The 16,848-nt window shown below is 66.3% G+C and carries 14 protein-coding genes and 1 pseudogene; 2 read left to right on the top strand and 13 right to left on the bottom strand.

Going from position 1 to position 16,848, the window contains the following annotated elements; genetic code table 11:
• Positions 1-163: 163 nt before the first annotated feature.
• The gene (locus GcLGCM259_RS08315; protein ID WP_138926321.1) at positions 164-409 is read left to right on the top strand and encodes a hypothetical protein; all 246 of its coding nucleotides are present in this window, start codon (positions 164-166) and stop codon (positions 407-409) included.
• Between the two features lie 193 nt (positions 410-602).
• On the opposite strand, the gene ndk is transcribed toward GcLGCM259_RS08315, so the two are convergent.
• Genes ndk through ileS form a run of 4 tightly spaced genes read right to left on the bottom strand, consistent with a single transcriptional unit; the run spans position 603 to position 6,088 of the window.
• Positions 603-1,019 (bottom strand): nucleoside-diphosphate kinase, encoded by a 417-nt coding sequence (gene ndk, locus GcLGCM259_RS08320; protein ID WP_138926322.1) that lies wholly within the window; start codon positions 1,017-1,019, stop codon positions 603-605.
• A 37-nt stretch (positions 1,020-1,056) separates the two neighbouring features.
• Complete coding sequence (locus GcLGCM259_RS08325) at positions 1,057-1,497, bottom strand: DUF4233 domain-containing protein (protein ID WP_138926323.1); 441 nt, start codon at positions 1,495-1,497, stop codon at positions 1,057-1,059.
• A gap of 5 nt (positions 1,498-1,502) precedes the next feature.
• Positions 1,503-2,852 carry a bifunctional folylpolyglutamate synthase/dihydrofolate synthase gene (locus tag GcLGCM259_RS08330; protein ID WP_138926324.1) on the bottom strand — a complete coding sequence of 450 codons (1,350 nt, stop codon included), beginning with the start codon at positions 2,850-2,852 and terminating at the stop codon, positions 1,503-1,505.
• A complete protein-coding gene (gene ileS, locus GcLGCM259_RS08335; protein WP_138926325.1) occupies positions 2,849-6,088 on the bottom strand; it encodes an isoleucine--tRNA ligase in 3,240 nt (1,079 codons plus the stop codon). The genes GcLGCM259_RS08330 and ileS overlap by 4 nt, the downstream gene beginning before the upstream one ends.
• A gap of 414 nt (positions 6,089-6,502) precedes the next feature.
• On the opposite strand from ileS, the gene GcLGCM259_RS08340 reads away from it, so the two are divergent.
• A complete protein-coding gene (locus GcLGCM259_RS08340) occupies positions 6,503-7,783 on the top strand; it encodes an amidase family protein (protein WP_138926326.1) in 1,281 nt (426 codons plus the stop codon).
• A gap of 522 nt (positions 7,784-8,305) precedes the next feature.
• Here GcLGCM259_RS08340 and GcLGCM259_RS08345 read toward each other — a convergent pair.
• The 9 genes and pseudogenes from GcLGCM259_RS08345 to GcLGCM259_RS08380 form a co-directional block, all read right to left on the bottom strand.
• Positions 8,306-8,551, bottom strand: coding sequence for an antitoxin VbhA family protein (locus tag GcLGCM259_RS08345; protein ID WP_138926327.1), 246 nt, complete (start codon positions 8,549-8,551; stop codon positions 8,306-8,308).
• Positions 8,552-9,025: 474 nt separating this feature from the next.
• Complete coding sequence (locus tag GcLGCM259_RS08350) at positions 9,026-9,466, bottom strand: hypothetical protein (protein ID WP_138926328.1); 441 nt, start codon at positions 9,464-9,466, stop codon at positions 9,026-9,028.
• Positions 9,467-10,232: 766 nt separating this feature from the next.
• Positions 10,233-10,400 (bottom strand): hypothetical protein, encoded by a 168-nt coding sequence (locus tag GcLGCM259_RS15275; protein WP_175419367.1) that lies wholly within the window; start codon positions 10,398-10,400, stop codon positions 10,233-10,235.
• A gap of 170 nt (positions 10,401-10,570) precedes the next feature.
• Complete coding sequence (locus tag GcLGCM259_RS08355; RefSeq protein WP_138926329.1) at positions 10,571-12,025, bottom strand: FAD-dependent oxidoreductase; 1,455 nt, start codon at positions 12,023-12,025, stop codon at positions 10,571-10,573.
• Between the two features lie 18 nt (positions 12,026-12,043).
• A pseudogene (gene cobA / locus GcLGCM259_RS08360) lies at positions 12,044-12,814 on the bottom strand (uroporphyrinogen-III C-methyltransferase); the annotation flags it as partial.
• 1 nt (position 12,815) lies between these two features.
• The gene (locus GcLGCM259_RS08365) at positions 12,816-13,679 is read right to left on the bottom strand and encodes an ABC transporter permease (RefSeq protein WP_138926331.1); all 864 of its coding nucleotides are present in this window, start codon (positions 13,677-13,679) and stop codon (positions 12,816-12,818) included.
• Positions 13,654-14,394 carry an ABC transporter ATP-binding protein gene (locus GcLGCM259_RS08370; RefSeq protein WP_138926332.1) on the bottom strand — a complete coding sequence of 247 codons (741 nt, stop codon included), beginning with the start codon at positions 14,392-14,394 and terminating at the stop codon, positions 13,654-13,656. Before GcLGCM259_RS08370 ends, GcLGCM259_RS08365 begins: the two co-directional genes overlap by 26 nt.
• Positions 14,391-15,488, bottom strand: coding sequence for an ABC transporter substrate-binding protein (locus GcLGCM259_RS08375; RefSeq protein WP_175419368.1), 1,098 nt, complete (start codon positions 15,486-15,488; stop codon positions 14,391-14,393). Before GcLGCM259_RS08375 ends, GcLGCM259_RS08370 begins: the two co-directional genes overlap by 4 nt.
• On the bottom strand, positions 15,475-16,848 hold the full coding sequence (locus GcLGCM259_RS08380; protein ID WP_138926334.1) for a sulfate adenylyltransferase subunit CysN: 1,374 nt from the start codon (positions 16,846-16,848) through the stop codon (positions 15,475-15,477). The genes GcLGCM259_RS08375 and GcLGCM259_RS08380 overlap by 14 nt, the downstream gene beginning before the upstream one ends.

The raw sequence follows: 16,848 nt of genomic DNA on the forward strand, positions 1-16,848 counted from the left end.
GAACCTCAAGTGTGTTTAATGTGAATTAAGTTAAAATTGTGACTCCGTCCTCGGCTTCTCGCGCTTTCGCCGCCGGCACCCGCGGGCAGCCAGGACAAGAACCGGGTCACAGCGAAACTCATGTGCCTTCGAAAGTTGGATGCGAAGGCAGGAAGGTAGCCTCATGCTGAACGTCAGTTCCTCAGAAGGGCCAGAAAATCCCAGAACCCTTACCGCCGCGGCCCGTGATTCACGCGCCGTCCATTCCGCGGGTGAAGGCGGCGGCGGTCAGCTGCTGACCGAGAACGGGTTTGCCGCCTCAGCGGCGGCCAAGGGCGGAAGCACGGACAGCGGCTGGCTGGATGAACCCGCGAGCGGCTACCTGCAGAACGCGGGCCGCACCAACGACACGCTCGGCGGCTGGCTCTAGAGCACGAACCACCCGAATCAAGCCCCAGGGGCTGCGGCATGCGCCGTGGGCTCCTGGGGCTTGTTTGTATCCGGGACGGGCCCTTGCCGGCGTGAGCGGCGCGGGAACGCAAAACGCCCGGGTGCTGCCTCCAATGGGAGGCAGCACCCGGGCGTCATCGACGGCGGAGCTTCGCCGAGTTAGTCCGTGACGGCTAGTTGCCGAACCAGATGCTGATCTCACGCTCGGCGGATTCGGGCGAGTCCGAGCCGTGCACCAGGTTCTGCTGCACCTTCACGCCCCAGTCGCGGCCGAAGTCGCCGCGGATGGTGCCCGGGGCGGCGGTGGTCGGGTCGGTGGCGCCGGCCAGCGAACGGAAGCCCGGGATCACACCGTGGCCCTCGGCCACGATCGCCACGACCGGCCCGGAGAGCATGAACTCCACCAGCGGCTCGTAGAACGGCTTGCCCTCGTGCTCGGCGTAGTGCGCGGCCAGCATCTCGCGGGTGGCCTGCAGCTGCTGCAGCTTGGCGATGGTGTAGCCCTTGGCTTCGATGCGGGCCAGGATCTGTCCGGTCAGCCCACGCTTGACGCCATCGGGCTTGACCAGGATCAGGGTGCGGTCAGACATGTAAATACCTCTTGTCTTCGACGAAATTGATACTTATCTAGGATTCTACCGGTGGGTTGTTGCGTTCCCATTCGGCCTGCTCGGCTTCCCGGCGCTTGTTCTCCACGTCCATCTGCCCACCCTTGTACAGGGCATACCACCAGCAGGCGGCGAACGCGGCGCCGATGTAGAACATGTCGGCCAGCACGAAACCGCACAGGATGAACATCAGCTGGATGATCCAGCCCATGACGATTCCAAACGGCTTGCGCAGGAAGGCGCAGGTGATGATGCACAGCGCGATCATCACCGCTCCCCCGCCCAAGATGAGCCCCGGGGCAACCTCAGAGCGCTTCAGCCCCAGGGTGGCCAGGGTGAAGAACAGCGCCACGAACGCCTCCAGGGACAGCACCGAGGAGGCCAACATGATTTTCAGCGAGCGCGGCTTCTTGCGCATGCCCGGGCGCCATTCGCGCTGGGCCTTGGTCAGACGTGCCATGAGTGCTACTCACGTCCCTTCAACAACAGTGAAATCTCGCCAACCAGCGTAATCGACCCGGTGACCAGCACGCCGCCGGCCAGGTCGTTGCCGGCCTCGGCCCGGCCCACGCACCATTCGATGGCGTCTTCCAGGTCCTCGGTCACGTGCAGGTCCTCTTCGGGCCAGCCGGCCTCCAGGGCCAGGTTCGCCAGTTCCCCGGCGGGGATGGCCCGCGGGGAGGAGGACTGGGTCAGGCACAGATCCTCAACCAGTTCCCCGTATTCCTCGCGCATCTGGTAGAGCATCCCGGCGGCGTCCTTCTCCTGCAGGATCCCGACCATCAGCACCAGGCGGCTGAACCCGAAGGATTCCTTCACCGCGGTGGCCGCTGCCTGGACCCCGTCCGGGTTGTGCCCGGCGTCCACCAGCACGGTCGGCGCGGTGCGCACGATCTCCAGGCGTCCGGGGCTGGTCACCTCGGCGAAGCCCTGGCGGATGAGTTCCACGTTCAGCTCCTTGGCTCCCCCACCCAGGAAGGCCTCCACCGCGGCCAGCGCGACGGTGGCGTTCTGCGCCTGGTGGGCACCGTAAAGTGGGAGAAACAGCTCGTCGTAGCGCGCGGCCTGGCCCTGGATGTCCAGCATCTGACCGCCCACGGCGACCTTGCGCTCCAGCAGCTTGAAGTCCAGGGTCTCAAAGGCGAACGGCACCTCAAGCTCCCGGGCCTGGCGCAGCAGCACATCGGCCGCGTCGACCGGCTGCACCGCGGTGACCAGGTAGCCGCCGGGCTTGAGGATCCCCACCTTCTCCTCGGCGATCAGCTCGGTGGTGTCGCCCAGCAGGTCGGTGTGGTCCAGGGAGATCGGGGTGATCACCGAGACGTCGCCGTCGGCGACATTGGTGGCATCGGTGATGCCGCCCAGGCCTACCTCCAGCACCAGCACGTCCACCGGGGCGTCGGCGAAGATCGCAAATCCCAGGATCGTCACGGCCTCAAAGTAGGTCAGCCGGTTTTCCCCGTTGGCCTGCAGCTCCGAGTCCACCAGGTCCAGGTAGGGGGCAATCTCGTCCCAGATCCGCACGAAGGTCTCATCATCGACCGGTTCCCCGTCGATGCTGATCCGCTCGGTGACCGAGACCAGGTGCGGGGAGGAGTAGCGCCCGGTGCGCAGGTCATGCGCGCGCAGCAGCGACTCGATCATCCGCGCCGTGGAGGTCTTGCCGTTGGTGCCGGTGATGTGGATGACCGGGCAGGCCTTGTTCGGCTCGCCCAGCACCTCCATGGCCCGGAACATCGGGGCCATGCGCGGCTCAATCTTGTTCTCCGGGGCGCGCGCCAGCAGTTCGGCGTACACCCGTTCCAGTTCGCTCACGCGCTGACCTCGACCTTCACCTGGGGTTCCTTGGCGGCACCGTTGGCCTGCAGGACCAGGTCAACGGTCAGCGTCTCGCCGCTGATCAGTTCCCGGTTCGCCTCCAGGGCCGCAATCACGGTTTCGTTCGCGCTGATGGTGGTGCGGATCCGGTCCGAGACCTGCAGATCCGCGTCCTTGCGGGCGGCCTGGATGCTGCGGACCATGTCGCGGGCGATGCCCTCGGCGGCCAGCTCCTCGGTGACCTCGGTGTCCAGCACCAGGAAGCCGCCATCGATGACCGCTGCGGCGATGTCCGCCTCCGCGTTCACCACGGTGTCCAGGGTGTACTCACCCTCCACCAGTTCCAGCCCGCCGGCGGTGACCACACCGTCGGCCACGGACCAGTCACCGGACTTGGCGCCCTTGATGGCCTGCTGCACGTTCTTGCCCAGGCGCGGGCCGGCGGCGCGCGCGTTGACCACCAGCTGTTGGCTGATCCCGTAGCTGGCCGCGTCCACCCCGGCCGCGTCGATCAGGGTGACCTGCTTCAGGTTCAGCTCATCCTTGATGATCGAGGCGTAGGTGCCTTCCAGGCGGGCGGCGTCACTGAGCACCACCTTCAGTTCGGCCAGCGGCAGGCGCACACGCAGGTTCTTGGCCTTGCGCAGCGAGGAGCCGACCGAGCAGATCTTGCGGGTGGTGTCCATGGTTTCCAGCAGCCCGGCATCGGCCGGGAACTGCTCGGCGTCCGGCCAGTCGGTCAGGTGCACCGAACGCTGCCCGGTCAGCCCGCGGTAGATTTCCTCGCAGGCCAGCGGCAGCAGCGGGGCGGCGACCTTCACCAGGGTCTCCAGCGCCGTGTACAGCGTGTCAAAGGCGTGGGTGTCCTCGTCGAAGAAGCGCTGGCGGGAGCGGCGCACATACCAGTTGGTCAGGGTGTCCATGTACTGGCGCACGGCGTCGGTGGCGTCGGAGACCTCGTACTCATCCAACGCGGTGGTCACCTCGCGCACCAGCTGGCCGGTGGCGGCGATCATGTACTGGTCCAGCGGGTCCGGTGAATCGTGGGAGATCTTCGCCTCGTACCCGGCGCCGTTGTTCGCGGCGTTGGTGTACAGGTTGAAGAAGTGCCACACGTTCCACAGCGGCAGCAGCACCTGGCGCACCCCTTCGCGGATGCCCTGCTCGGTGACCACCAGGTTGCCGCCGCGCAGGATCGGGCTGGCCATCAGGAACCAGCGCATCGCATCCGAGCCGTCGCGGTCCAGCACTTCGGTGACATCCGGGTAGTTGCGCAGCGACTTGCTCATCTTCTGCCCGTCGGAGCCGAGCACAATGCCGTGGGAGATCACGTTGGTGAACGCCGGGCGGTCGAACAGGGCGGTGGACAGGATGTGCAGGGTGTAGAACCAGCCGCGGGTCTGCCCGATGTACTCCACGATGAAGTCCGCCGGGTGGTGGCCGGTGTCGAACCATTCACGGTTCTCAAACGGGTAGTGCACCTGGGCGTAGGGCATTGAACCGGAGTCGAACCAGACATCCAGCACGTCCTCGACGCGGCGCAGCGTGCCCCCGGCCGCGCAGCCCGCGTGGGCCTTGGTCAGCTCGTCGATGAAGGGGCGGTGCAGGTCCGGCTCGCCCTCATGGTTCACCGGCAGCCGGCCGAAGAAGTCCTTCAGCTCCTGCAGGGAGCCGAACACCTCGCGGTGCGTGCACTCCACCCCGTCGCATTCCCACACCGGGATCGGGGATCCCCAGAAACGGTTGCGGGAGATCGACCAGTCGCGAGCGTTTTCCAGCCACTTGCCGAACTGGCCGTGCTTGACGTTCTCCGGGATCCAGTTGATCTGCTCGTTCAGCTCCAGCATCCGGTCCTTGATCTGGGTGACCTCCACATACCAGGAGGAGATCGCACGGTAGATCAGCGGGTGGCGGCAGCGCCAGCAGTGCGGGTAGGAGTGCTCGTAGGAGGCCTGCTTGACCAGTCGGGCGTCGTCCTTGAGGACATTGGTGATGGTCTTGTTCGCGTCAAAGACCTGCACCCCGACGATGTCGTTCAGCGGCCCGCCGGCGAACACCGGCAGGAACTTGGCGCCCTCATCGACCGAGAGGATCACCGGGATCCCGTTTTCCTCGCAGACCTTTTGGTCATCTTCACCGTAGGCCGGGGCCTGGTGCACCAGCCCGGTGCCGTCCGAGGTGGTCACGTAGTCGGCGGTGACGATCTGCCAGGCGTTTTCGGTGCCGTACTTCTCGGTGTCGGTGTAGGTGTCCCACAGCGGTTCGTAGCGCAGCCCGGCCAGTTCGCGGCCCTGGTAACTGGCGGTGATGGCGGCTGCGGCCTGCTTGGCGTCGGCGTAGCCCAGGTCCTTGGCGTAGGAGCCGAGCAGGTCGCGGGCCAGCAGGAAGCTGCCGCTGGCGGCCGAGGCCTTCACACCGGCTTCCCCGGCGGGCACGACCACGTATTCCACGTCCGGGTGCACGGCCAGCGCCTCGTTGGTGGGCAGGGTCCAGGGGGTGGTGGTCCAGGCCAGGGCCTGCACGCCGACCAGGTGGCGGGAGACCGGCAGCTCGCCCTCCAGGATTGGGAAGGTGACGGTCACGGTCTGGTCCTGGACGTTCTTGTAGACGTCGTCGTCCATGCGCAGTTCGTGGTTGGACAGTGGGGTCTCGTCCTTCCAGCAGTACGGCAGCACGCGGAAGCCCTGGTAGGTCAGCCCCTTGTCGGAGAGCTGCTTGAACGCCCAGATCACCGATTCCATGTATTCGACGTTCAGGGTCTTGTAGTCGTTTTCAAAGTCGACCCAGCGCGCCTGGCGGGTGACGTACTCCTCCCACTCGTCGGCGTACTTCATCACCGAGCTGCGGCAGGCGTCGTTGAACTTGTCGATGCCCATCTCCAGGATGTGCTTCTTATCGGCCATCCCCAGCTGCTTCATGGCCTCCAGCTCGGCCGGCAGCCCGTGGGTGTCCCAGCCGAAACGGCGTTCCACACGGTGTCCGCGCTGGGTCTGGTAGCGGGCGACCAGGTCCTTGACGTAGCCGGTGAGCAGGTGGCCGTAGTGCGGCAGGCCGTTGGCGAACGGCGGGCCGTCGTAGAAGACGAATTCGTTGTCTTCGCGCTGGTCAATGGAAGCCTGGAAGGTGTTGTCCTGCTTCCAGTACTCGAGGACTCGTTTTTCGATCTCGGGGAAGCGCGGAGATGCCGGGGTGGAACCGGAGGGATCGGTAGTGACCTTCGGGTAGAAGCTCATCGTAGGCGGCCATCCTTACAAGCGTAGGTTCGGAAACATCCACTGCGAGGACGACCTGTGGCCGCGGTACCACCCCGCTTGTTCCCCCATCCGGCACCGCGTGGGGGCCGGCGGACAAACCGCTTGTCTTCAGCTGTCACGGGCTGGTCCCGCTCGGTTCTACTAGGCCCGGAACCGGGCTGTTCTTCCAAGGACTCCCCGGTGATGGCCGGATCAACGTCGTACGTCTTCCACTTTACCCGGATTTGTCCACCACGTCATGCCACCCTGACCGCGTGCTTCGGCACATCCTCGGCCAACACGGCCCTGCTGCCCTGAACGCTGGCCGGTGAGCGGCTTCTGCCCTAGGCTCGGGGTAATCGGCACGGATGGGAGCACCGCGCCGCGCATTGTTCGAAGGGACCAGGAAAGTCAATGACGGACCATCACGGGCAGGACGGGATCTGGACGCATCTGGAGGATCTGCCGGACACCGACGCCGGTCCACCGCACGACAATGCCCCCATCGCGGGTGAGGGCGAGTTTAACTTTGCCGTCAAGGCCAATATCCAGGTGCAGGGCCTTCCGACGAACGCGGCCAGTCCCGTCTATGGCGGGTACCGGGCTCCGGCCGATGCACTGGTGGTTTCCATCCTGCGCCAGCATGGCGGTCGGGTGCACGGCCTGACGAACATGCATGAGCTGGCGTTCGGGATCACCAGCAACAACGCCGTCTACGGGCCGGTGCGCAACCCTTATGATCGGCAGCGCACCGCGGGCGGATCCAGTGGCGGCAGCGCCGCGGCCGTGGCCGCCGGGACCGTGCGCATTTCCCTGGGTACGGACACCGGCGGCTCAATTTCCATCCCGGCCTCCTCCTGCGGGGTGGTCGGGTTTCGTCCCAGCACCGGACGTTGGCGCATTGACGGGATCATCGGGCTGTCCACCTCCCGCGACACCATTGGCGTGCACACCCCCACCGTGGCCGAGGCGGGCCTGCTGGACAACTGGATCAGCAACACCCCGCCGACACCTGCCCCGGTCGCGCGTGCGCGCCTGGGACTGCCCGCCGCTTTCCACCGGGACCTCGATCCCGACGCGGCCCGGGTGCTGCGCCTGGCGCTAAAGTCCCTGGAACCCCACGTGCAGTTCGTTGATGTGGACCTGTCCCCGATCATTGCCCTGACCGACCGGGCCCAGTGGGACCTGGTGGGGTGGGAGGCCCCGCGGCTGCTTAGCGCCTACCTGGCGGCGGCCGAGGACCTGAGCCCAACCCGGGCGTGGACCGAGGTGGTTCACCGGGCGGCCTCCCCCGACGTTCGCGGCATTCTGGACAGCTATACCAGCGAGCCGGTGGACCAACGCTCCTATCTGCAGGCCAGGCTCGCCATGGCAGCGGCGCGAGAGCGGTATGCCCGTCTCATGGAGCACCAACGTCTCGACGCCCTGTTCTTTCCCACCATGCCTACGCTTCCCCAGCGGGTGGGCGAGGACCACGTGGTGGACCACTGCGGCCAGCCGACTGCCCTGTTCCCACTGATGACCCGGAATGTCGGGCCGGGCACGATACTGGGCGTGCCGTCGGTGACCCTGCCCGCCGGCCGGGGCTCGCACGGACTGCCGGTGGGGATGACGGTGCAGGGTAACGCCCACCAGGATGCTGATCTGCTGGCATTGGCGGGGCAGCTCGAGCCACTGCTCGCGCGCGCCGGCTGAGGCGGTTTCCGCTCGGCGCGCGGCTTGTTCCACGGGCGGGCCAGCTATTGACAGGGAGCCTCGGGAGACCCGTTCGTAAGACCACGCGGCGTACCGCGGTCGGGGAAAAGCCAGGGAGAACGCCATTGTTCTTCCCTTGGTACCTTCAGCATATCGTCTGGGTGGGGGCTGGCCGCAAGACCCGGGGCAGGATTGAAAATGAGTAGCCGAACCGCCACCCCGACCCCATGCAACATCAACCATCCGTGCCACCTCCCAGCGGCCCTGCGACCTGCTGCTGGTGATTTCCGAATGGGGCAACGCCGTGCCCGCCGATTCACTGCGCCCTTACTTCCAGCCGTCCGAGGCCTCGGGACGAGAGCAGCCTGCACCGAAAACCATTAACGAACCGGCCGAATGCCAGGAGCATCTAGCCGCGGTGGCAGAGCGCTTACCTCAGCTGCGCGCCCAAATGTAGCAGATTCCGCATCGGCGCATGATCCGGCGGAGGATAGAAATACGACTTCCAGGTATCAGACTCGGTCACTTGGCTACCGTGTGCGTACCGGACCGGTGACGCTCAGCCGCTGCGTCGACACGCCGCAGATACTCCGCCTGGTCGATCGCCCCACGGGCCTCGTCGGTCAGGTTCTCGACGTCCTCGCGGTTCGGGACCCATCCCTCATGCCAGGCGGCGGCCAGTGACTGCCGAACGGCATTGCGTTGGTTAGCATCGAGTTGCGCAAACAGTTCTGGCCAGCGTTCCTCAATATCAAACTTCTCGATCACGACCGGACTCCTTCCAAGAAAATGGCCCACTTCATTTTACCAAGTCACCTGAAAACGATCCTTAAATAGTTTCGGTTGGTTTTGGTTTCGGGCACAGGTTTCGGGCCACCTTTCTGCGGCGTGTCACTCGAAATAGTGAGTGCCAGGCAAGACGGTCTTAAAACGATCGTTTTTGGCGTCCGTATGAGGCACCTTCATTGGGCATTCTCGCGGGCGGGGTATACGCGACGCGCATCTTGGCCGCGAGCATAGAGACCTCTAGCAACCCAGATCAGTAGAGCCGGTGCCCCGGTGAACGACGACCGTCGTATGGGACAAGCATCAGCACTTGAGAGAACTTCGTTTCTATCATCCTTGCTTTGGACCAGAACTTGTTATTGGTGATCGCCCCCGGCACAAAAAAGTCTGATCGCGAGGGTCAATGCCAAATCAGCAGGTCATTGGGTGGGCTGGTAGTCGCTTGGCGAAAACGTTCTAGGAGGAGTGCCGATCCAGGCTGTTTTCACGGGCAGGCTGGGGCTGGAGGGCGACGATGAAACTAATTGGGCCGGTGAGTGATCCAAGGCAGCATCCAATGATCAGGAGCAGCGTCACGTCATAGTCTGGAATCTGCTGCGTGAGGAGAGCAAAGACGAAGCCCAGAAGCAGCACGCCCGCGACGGAGGCAATAATTCCTCCGGAAACTCGCCCCTTTCGGCTCCCCAGCACGAACAGTCCCGTCGAGACGACAGAAGCTATCAGTGCAGCGAAGATGCTGGAAACGGCGAAGAATACCACTAGCGTTGAGAGGCTGTCGGAGAGTGAATTTGAGTTATATCCAAGGAGCGAAGAGAGCGTAGCCAAGACGACAGTTCCGAGCGAACTGATGAAGGAGAGAACAAAGCCACGAATATGACTAGATAGGTTTTCCTTCATTCGGGTCTCCTTACACGAGGTAGAGACCATTTCCCGCCCTCTTTAGCGAAGGGCGCGTCTCCTGGTTTCCGAATACGTTCCTCACCTTACCTCTGTGCTCCATTGCCGAATGCTCAGAGCTTCCGGCGCAGGCGTATTGGAGCCAGAGAGCCCTTCGCTGAAGAGTCGAGGACGGGGCAGCGTTAGGTTGATACGCTGCCCCGTGCTGTCAACCTGTTTAGGTCATGGCAACGCGCGCGATCCGGTAGGCGAACGTCTTCCGGGGCTTCTCCGGTCATGGGCAAGGGCGTCTCTGGTTCTCGGTTACTGGTTCGGCGGCAGCTACGGCCGTGAGGTTGCTCGGAGGGGCGTTGTCCAGCACGAGCACATGCAGCCCGCAGAGCAGGCCAGAACGGGCCAGGTGGAAGATAGTCCTGGGTCTTCCGACCCCGCCTTTCTGGTTGCCGAGAGCGCAAATGTGTGTGGTGTTTTGCAACCCGGGATCCTTCGGTGCCAATGTCACCGGCGTGGTGGACCGCTACATGTCCATAAACAAGCCCAGCTGGTGATCCTTGGGCCATCCGAGCCTGCGACCGAAGTGAGGTTGAACGGGCTGCCGGCCGGGTTGCCAGACCCGGCCAGGCCGCCAAGGGGAATGATCTGGCTTTCTGAGACACCGCGCTCGGGACATGGTTGAGCCCGCAAGGACCCGGTGGCGGCTCCTGACGGGCTCGTGTCGGTCGCAGTTGTCCGGCGTTCGCGAAGATACGCACGCCGCAACGGTTATCTAGGAATCCTTGCCGCTCTTGGAGTGGCGGGTTCCCAGTTCCCCGTCGACCTGATCGGCAAACTTCGTGCTCGCCGCGGTTTCGGGTGACTCTTCCTGCCAAATCATCTCAAGATCGGCAGCAAGGTTCGCTTCCTTCCGTGCCTTTTTCCTCTGTTCATTAGCCATGGCCTCAGTCTAGCGACCTATGGGAAAAGAAGCAGTGACCCCCGATACCGGTGCAATCCAAAACCGCCTTGTCATCTCGAAAAGGGCTGCTGGCTGCAGAACGGCCCCCGCGCCGCGACAGGGGGTTCCTGTCGCGGCGCGGGGGCCGGTTCTAGAGCCTGGGGTAGTGCTTACAGGCTCTTAGCAAATTTTTTTGCCCGGGCGTGCTCCAGCATCTCTTCGCGGGAAACTACCTTGACGCGGTCACGGGTAACCTCGCCGAAGCGGGTCGGCACGGTTCCGGCCTCGCTCCCCAGCTGCTTCTCCTGCTGGTCCAGGGCCAGCCAGCCTTCCCAGGTGGCGAAGTCCACGCCGCGCTCCTCCAGCAGCTCGGCGATCGCCTGGTCGCTGGTCGGTTGCTGCAGCGCCTCCAGGTCGGTGAGTAGGTGGTTGATCGTCTCCAGGGCATCGCCCTTGGTGTGGCCGATCAGGCCCACCGGACCGCGCTTGATCCAGCCAGTGGCGTACAGGCCCGGCACATGCTGGCCGTGGGCGTCCAGGACGCGGCCGCCTGCGTTGGGCAGCACGCCGGCAGCGCCATCGTATTCGATGCCGTCCACGGCCGAACCGAAGTAGCCCACCGCGCGGTAGACCGCCTGGACGGGGTATTCGGTGAACTCTCCGGTGCCGCGCACGTTGCCGGTCCCGTCCAGTTCATTGCGTTCCATCTTCAGGCCGGCAACCTTGCCGTCCTCGCCGACGATCTCGACCGGGGACTGCAGGAAGTGCAGGTGCAGGCGACGCGAGGCGCTGGGGGCCTCTTCGCGTTCTTCCTGCTCGATCAGCCAGTTGGTCAGCGTGGAGACCATGGTCTTGGTCTGGTTGTTGCTCTTCATCGCCTCATCGGAGGCGGCGTCGAACTCGAAGTCCTCCGGGTACAGGACGATGTCCACATCCTTGGAGTGCGACAGTTCGCGCAGCTCCAGCGGGGTGAACTTCACCTGCGCCGGACCGCGGCGGCCGAAGATGTGCACGTCGGTGACGGCCGAGTTGTTCAGCTGCTCGTAGATGTGCTCCGGGATTTCGGTTTCCAGCAGCTGGTCGGCGTGCTTGGACAGGATGCGTGCTACGTCCAGGGCCACGTTGCCGTTGCCGATGACGGCCACTTCCTTGGCCGACAGATCCCAGGTGCGGTCGGTGTCCGGGTGGGCGTCGTACCAGGAGACGAAGTCGGCGCCGCCGAAGGAGCCTTCCAGGTCTACGCCTGGGATGTTCAGGTCGGCGTCCTTCTGGGCGCCGGTGGCGATGATCACCGCGTCGTAGCGGGCCTTGAGTTCATCCAGGGTGATGTCCCGCCCCAGGCCCACGTTGCCGTAGAAGTCGATCCAGTCGTTGTGCAGCACCTTGTGCAGGGCGGTGATGATGCCCTTGATGCGCGGGTGGTCCGGGGACACCCCATAGCGGATCAGGCCGAACGGGGTGGGCAGCTCGTCGAAGAGGTCGACTTTCAACTGCAGGGCGCCGGAGGAGACTGCTTCGCTTTTGGCCAGCATGTCGGCCGCGTAGATCCCGGCTGGTCCGGCGCCGACGACGGCCACGCGAAGGGGTCGGTTGGTCAGGTGCTCTGGAATGCTAAGTTCACTCATCAAACAACTTCTACTTTCTTAGTCAACGAATAGGGCCGGCACCGCAGTATCGGTGTGGGTCAGCGGCTGAAGCTCAGCCAGCTGCACTGCAGCATCGGGGGCCAGTCGAACCACGTCACCAATCACAATGACGGCCGGATTCGTTACTGCGGCTTGTTGGGCGCGCACTACGATCTCTTCTAGGGTACCGATAGTTGTGCGTTGCGTCTGTGAGTAACCTCGCTCAATTATGGCAATCGGAGTGTTAGTTCCCAGCCCACGCCCAGTTAACGTCTGCACTGTGGCGGCCAGGCGGCCCACGCCCATCAGGATCACCAGGGTGTGGTCCGTGCGCAACGGCACATCGCCAAGCTCCTGGTGGCCGGTGACCACGCTGAACCCGGCGGCCAGCCCGCGGTGGGTGACCGGGATGCCGGCGGCGGCCGGCACCGCCACGGCGCTGGTGATGCCGGGAATCACCCGCACGGTAAACCCGTGGGCGGCCGCGTAGGCGGCCTCTTCTCCCCCGCGGCCAAGCACGTACGGGTCTCCGCCCTTCAGGCGCACTACGTTCTTCCCCTGCCGGGCCTCGCTGACTAGGCGTTGGTTGATTTCCTCCTGGGTGGCCAGGTGGCTTCCCGGGGCCTTGCCCACGTCAATGACCTGCACGTGATCTTCCAACTCGTCCAGCAGCGCCGTGGGCCCCAGCCGGTCCGCCAGGACCACGTCCGCTCGCATCAATGCCTTGTATCCTGCCACGGTGATCAGCTCCGGGTCTCCCGGGCCGCCGCCGATGAGGGTAATGCTTCCTTTATCCATTGTTTTCTCCAGTTCGTCTCATTCCCCGGTCCCGCAGGAGTTTGCGTTCCACCGGGGCAAAGCAGGCCAGTTCAATGAGCACCCCGACCAGCAGGATGACCACTATGACCAAGATCACCAGGGGCAAATCGGCCAGGTCCCGTCCACGCTGCAGCAGGGAGCCGACCCCGGGGGCCAGCGCGCCGCCGACCGCGATCAGTTCCGCGGCCATCAACGAGCGCCAGGCGAAGGCCCACCCCTGGCGCAGCCCGGACACATAGCCGGGCAGGGCGGCGGGCAGCTCCACATGCCACAGGTGCTGCAGCCGGTTTGCGCCCAGCACCTGGGACAGCGCCCGGTACGCCGGGGGCATCAGGTCCATCCCGCCCAGCAGCCCGTTGATGATGGAGGGAATCGCCCCGAGCAGCAGCACCGTGTAGATCGTGGCGTCGCTGAGCCCGAACAGGATGATCGCCGCCGGCACCCAGGCGATGGAGGGCAGCACCTGCAGGGCGGAAACCAGTGGGCCAATGCCTTTGCGCAGCAGCGGCTGGTGTCCCAGCAGCAAGGCGATGGGGGTGGCGACCAGCACGGCCAGCACAAACCCGCTGGCGGCGCGCCAGAGGCTGGTGCCCACCGCCGCCGCCAGCGTCCCGTCCGCCAGCACGGCCGGCAGCCGGGCCGCGACGTCGGCCGGGGCCGGGAACAGGTCATCGCGCAGCGGGGAAACCCAGGCCAGGATCTGCCAGAGGCTCAGCGCCACGACCACCACCAGCAGCGGGGCAACAACCGCATCAATCCGGGAGGGCACCGCCGGCGGGCGGCGCCGGGCGGCGGGTGCCAGGCCCCGTTCAAGCCGGGGCGCGAGAATGCTCATTTTTGGCCTGCTCCTTTCTGAGGATCGCGGTGAGTTCGTCCGCCAGCTCGGCGGCCCGGACCGGGTTGTTGCGCAGCGCGTCACTGACCTGCCGGGTTTCCAGGATCCGCCCCGGGTGGGAGGAGAGCACCAGGATCCGACCGGCCAGCCGGATCGCCTCGCGCACGTTGTGGGTGACGAAGATGATGGTCTTGGCCGAGCTGCGCCACAGGGCGCGCAGCTGTTCATGCAGCAGGTCCCGGGTGATGGCATCCAGCGCGGCGAAGGGCTCATCCATCAGCAGCACCTGGCGCTGCTGGGCCAGGGCCCGGGCCAATGCCACCCGCTGGCGCATGCCGCCGGAGAGTTCATGGGGTTTGCGCTGCGCGGCGTGCCCCAGCTGCACCAGTTCAAGCAGCCGGTGCGCGTCCTGTCCCCGCTGGTCCGCCGGGACCCCGGCCAGCTTCAGCGCCAGTTCCACGTTCTGCGCGGCGTTCAGCCAGGGCAGCAGGTTCGCGTCCTGGAACATGAACGCGGCCCCGTCGGCCGGGACCTCCACCCAGCCGGCGGTCGGTGGCTGCAGTCCGGCGATGATGTTCAGCAGCGAGGACTTCCCGCACCCCGACGCGCCGAGCACCGCCACGAACTCCCCGGCCTCGATCCGGGTGCTCAGCCGGTCGATCACCACCGGCCCGCCCGGGTAGCGCAGGCTGAGCTCGTGCAGCTGGACGCTCATGGCTCCTCCTGGTGGCGCACCCAGCGCCGATCGATCAGCCCGCTCACGTCCCCCGGCTGGCCCAGCCCCACCTCGGCGGCGTGCTGCACCAGGGTGGTGAAGCTGCTGCCGTCCGGGACCGGGCTGAAATCCACCTCGGCGAGCGCGGCGCGAATCACCCCGTTGGGCAGGCTCGCCCCGTTGGCCGCGGCCAGGGCCTGCCGCACCGCCTGGACCTGCTGGTCCGTGGTGGCCTGGTTCAGCCAGGCGATCGCCTCGGTGTTCGCCTCGGCCAGCCGGGCCACGGTCTGCGGGTGGGCGTCAATGAATTCGGTCCGGGCCACCAGCACCGTAGTGGGGAAGCGTCCCTGCGGCCACAGGCTGGCTTCATCCACCAGCCGGCGGGCCCCGTACCGTTCGACCAGCAGTGAGGCGTAGGGTTCGGGCAGCCAGGCCCCGTCGATGGCGCCGCGGGCGAACAGCTGGGCGACCGTGCCGTTGGAGGTGGGGGTGATGCTCACCGAGTCGGACAGCTGGTGCTCGGCCAGGAAGTGGCGCAGCGCCACGTCCTGGGTGCCACCGTACTGCGGGGTGGCCAGCTGCCTTCCGGCCAGTTCGGGCACCGTGGTGATCGTGGGGTCCACCACCAGGCTGGCCCCGGATTCGGTGGCCCCGGCAATGATGCGCAGCGACTTTCCGCCGCTGGACAGGTAGCTGTTCAGGGCCGGGCTGGGCCCCAGGTAGGCGGCATCCAGCGCCCCGGAGTTCAGTGCCTCGATGGCGGCCGGTCCTGCGCTGAAGACCTGGGGCACCAGTTCGGTGCCCTGTGGCTGCAGCGCCTGCCCCAGCAGTCCCTGGGATTCGGCGATCAGCGCCGGGGCGTGGGTGATGGTGGCGAAGTAGCCCAGGCGCAGCTGCTGGGCAGGGCCCGCCGCCTGCCGCCGTTCGCCTTGGGGCGCCGGCAGGAACGCGGTGAGGACCGCGGCCGCGGCCAGCAGCGCCACCAGCGTCCCGCCCACCCGGCGGATGCGGTGCGGGGGCCGGGCGGCGCCGGCGCTGAAGCGGGTGCGGGCGCCGTCGTTGGGTGCGGGCACCGGTTGCCTAGGCGGGGACATGGCCTGGATCCTCGTGGTGTGCCGCATCCGTTTCGGCCCCTGGGGGCCGGATGATGCCGGCCGCCAGGGTGGCCCCGTCCCGCGGGTCGATCAGCAGCAGGGAGCCGGCGGCGCGGGAGTGGGCGTAGTCGCCGGGGGCGATCGGGGCGGAGCTGCGCAGATTGATCCGGCCCAGGTCGTTCAGCCCCAGCGTGTCGGTCGGATGCCGGGTGTAGTCGGCGACCTGCAGAACGCAGTCGATGTCGGTGATGCGCGCCGGGGCCACCCGGGTGCCGTGCTTGAGCAGTACCCGGTCCCCGGCGCTGAGCCGGCGGTTCTCGAGCACGCACACCTCGGCCTGCAGCTGCCGGGTGGGGTCCGGCAGCGTGCCGGCGATGATGGTGTCCCCGCGGGCGATGTCCACCTCGTCCTCCAGCAGCAGGATGACCGCTTCCCCGGCAGCGGCCCGTTCGGCCGGCCCGGCGGGGGTGCGCAGCTGGCGGATGCGGCTGCTGAGCACCTGGCCGTTGGACAGGATCTGCACCGGGTCCCCGGGTGCCAGCTGCCCGCCGCTCAGGGTGCCGGCGTAGCCGCGGAAGTCCCGGTACTCGTCCTGGTCCAGCCCGGGGGCCAGCGCCCCCTGCGGACGGATGACGTATTGCACGTCCAGCCGGGCCGGGCCGTGTTCGGTTTCGGCCGGCAGCCCTTCGAGCAGCCCCAGCAGGGTGGGCCCGGTGTACCAGGGCGCCTGCCCGGCCGGTTCGACGATGTTCTGCCCGTGCAGGGCGCTGACCGGGATCAGGTGGGTTGTACCCACCCCGAGCCCGGCGGCCAGCTCCCGCACCTGCTCGCTGATGCCGCGGAACACGGTTTCGTCCCAGCCGACCAGGTCCATCTTGTTCACGGCGATGATCAGCTGCGGCACCCGCAGCAGCCCGAGCACCCCCAGGTGGCGGCGGGTTTGTTCCACCACCCCGTGGCGGGCATCGACCAGCACGATGGCCGCATCCGCGGTGGAGGCGCCGGTGACGGTGTTGCGGGTGTACTGCACGTGGCCCGGGCAGTCGGCCAGGATGAAGGAGCGCTGTGGGGTGGCGAAGTAGCGGTAGGCCACGTCGATGGTGATCCCCTGTTCGCGTTCGGCGCGCAGCCCGTCGGTGAGCAATGCCAGATCCAGGGCCGGGGTGTGGCCGCCGAAGCCGCGTTCGGCGCTGGTGCGGGCCAGCTCGTCCAGTGAGTCGACCAGGATCGCCTTCGCATCGTGCAGCAGCCGGCCCACCAGCGTGGACTTGCCGTCGTCCACCGACCCGGCGGTGGCGATGCGCAGCAGGGTGGTGCTGGGCAGTGCGGTGGCGTGTGGTGTGGTGTGGGTGGCGGTCAT

This window comes from Glutamicibacter creatinolyticus, from assembly GCF_006094275.1.
In the GTDB taxonomy this organism is placed as follows: Bacteria; Actinomycetota; Actinomycetes; order Actinomycetales; family Micrococcaceae; genus Glutamicibacter; species Glutamicibacter creatinolyticus.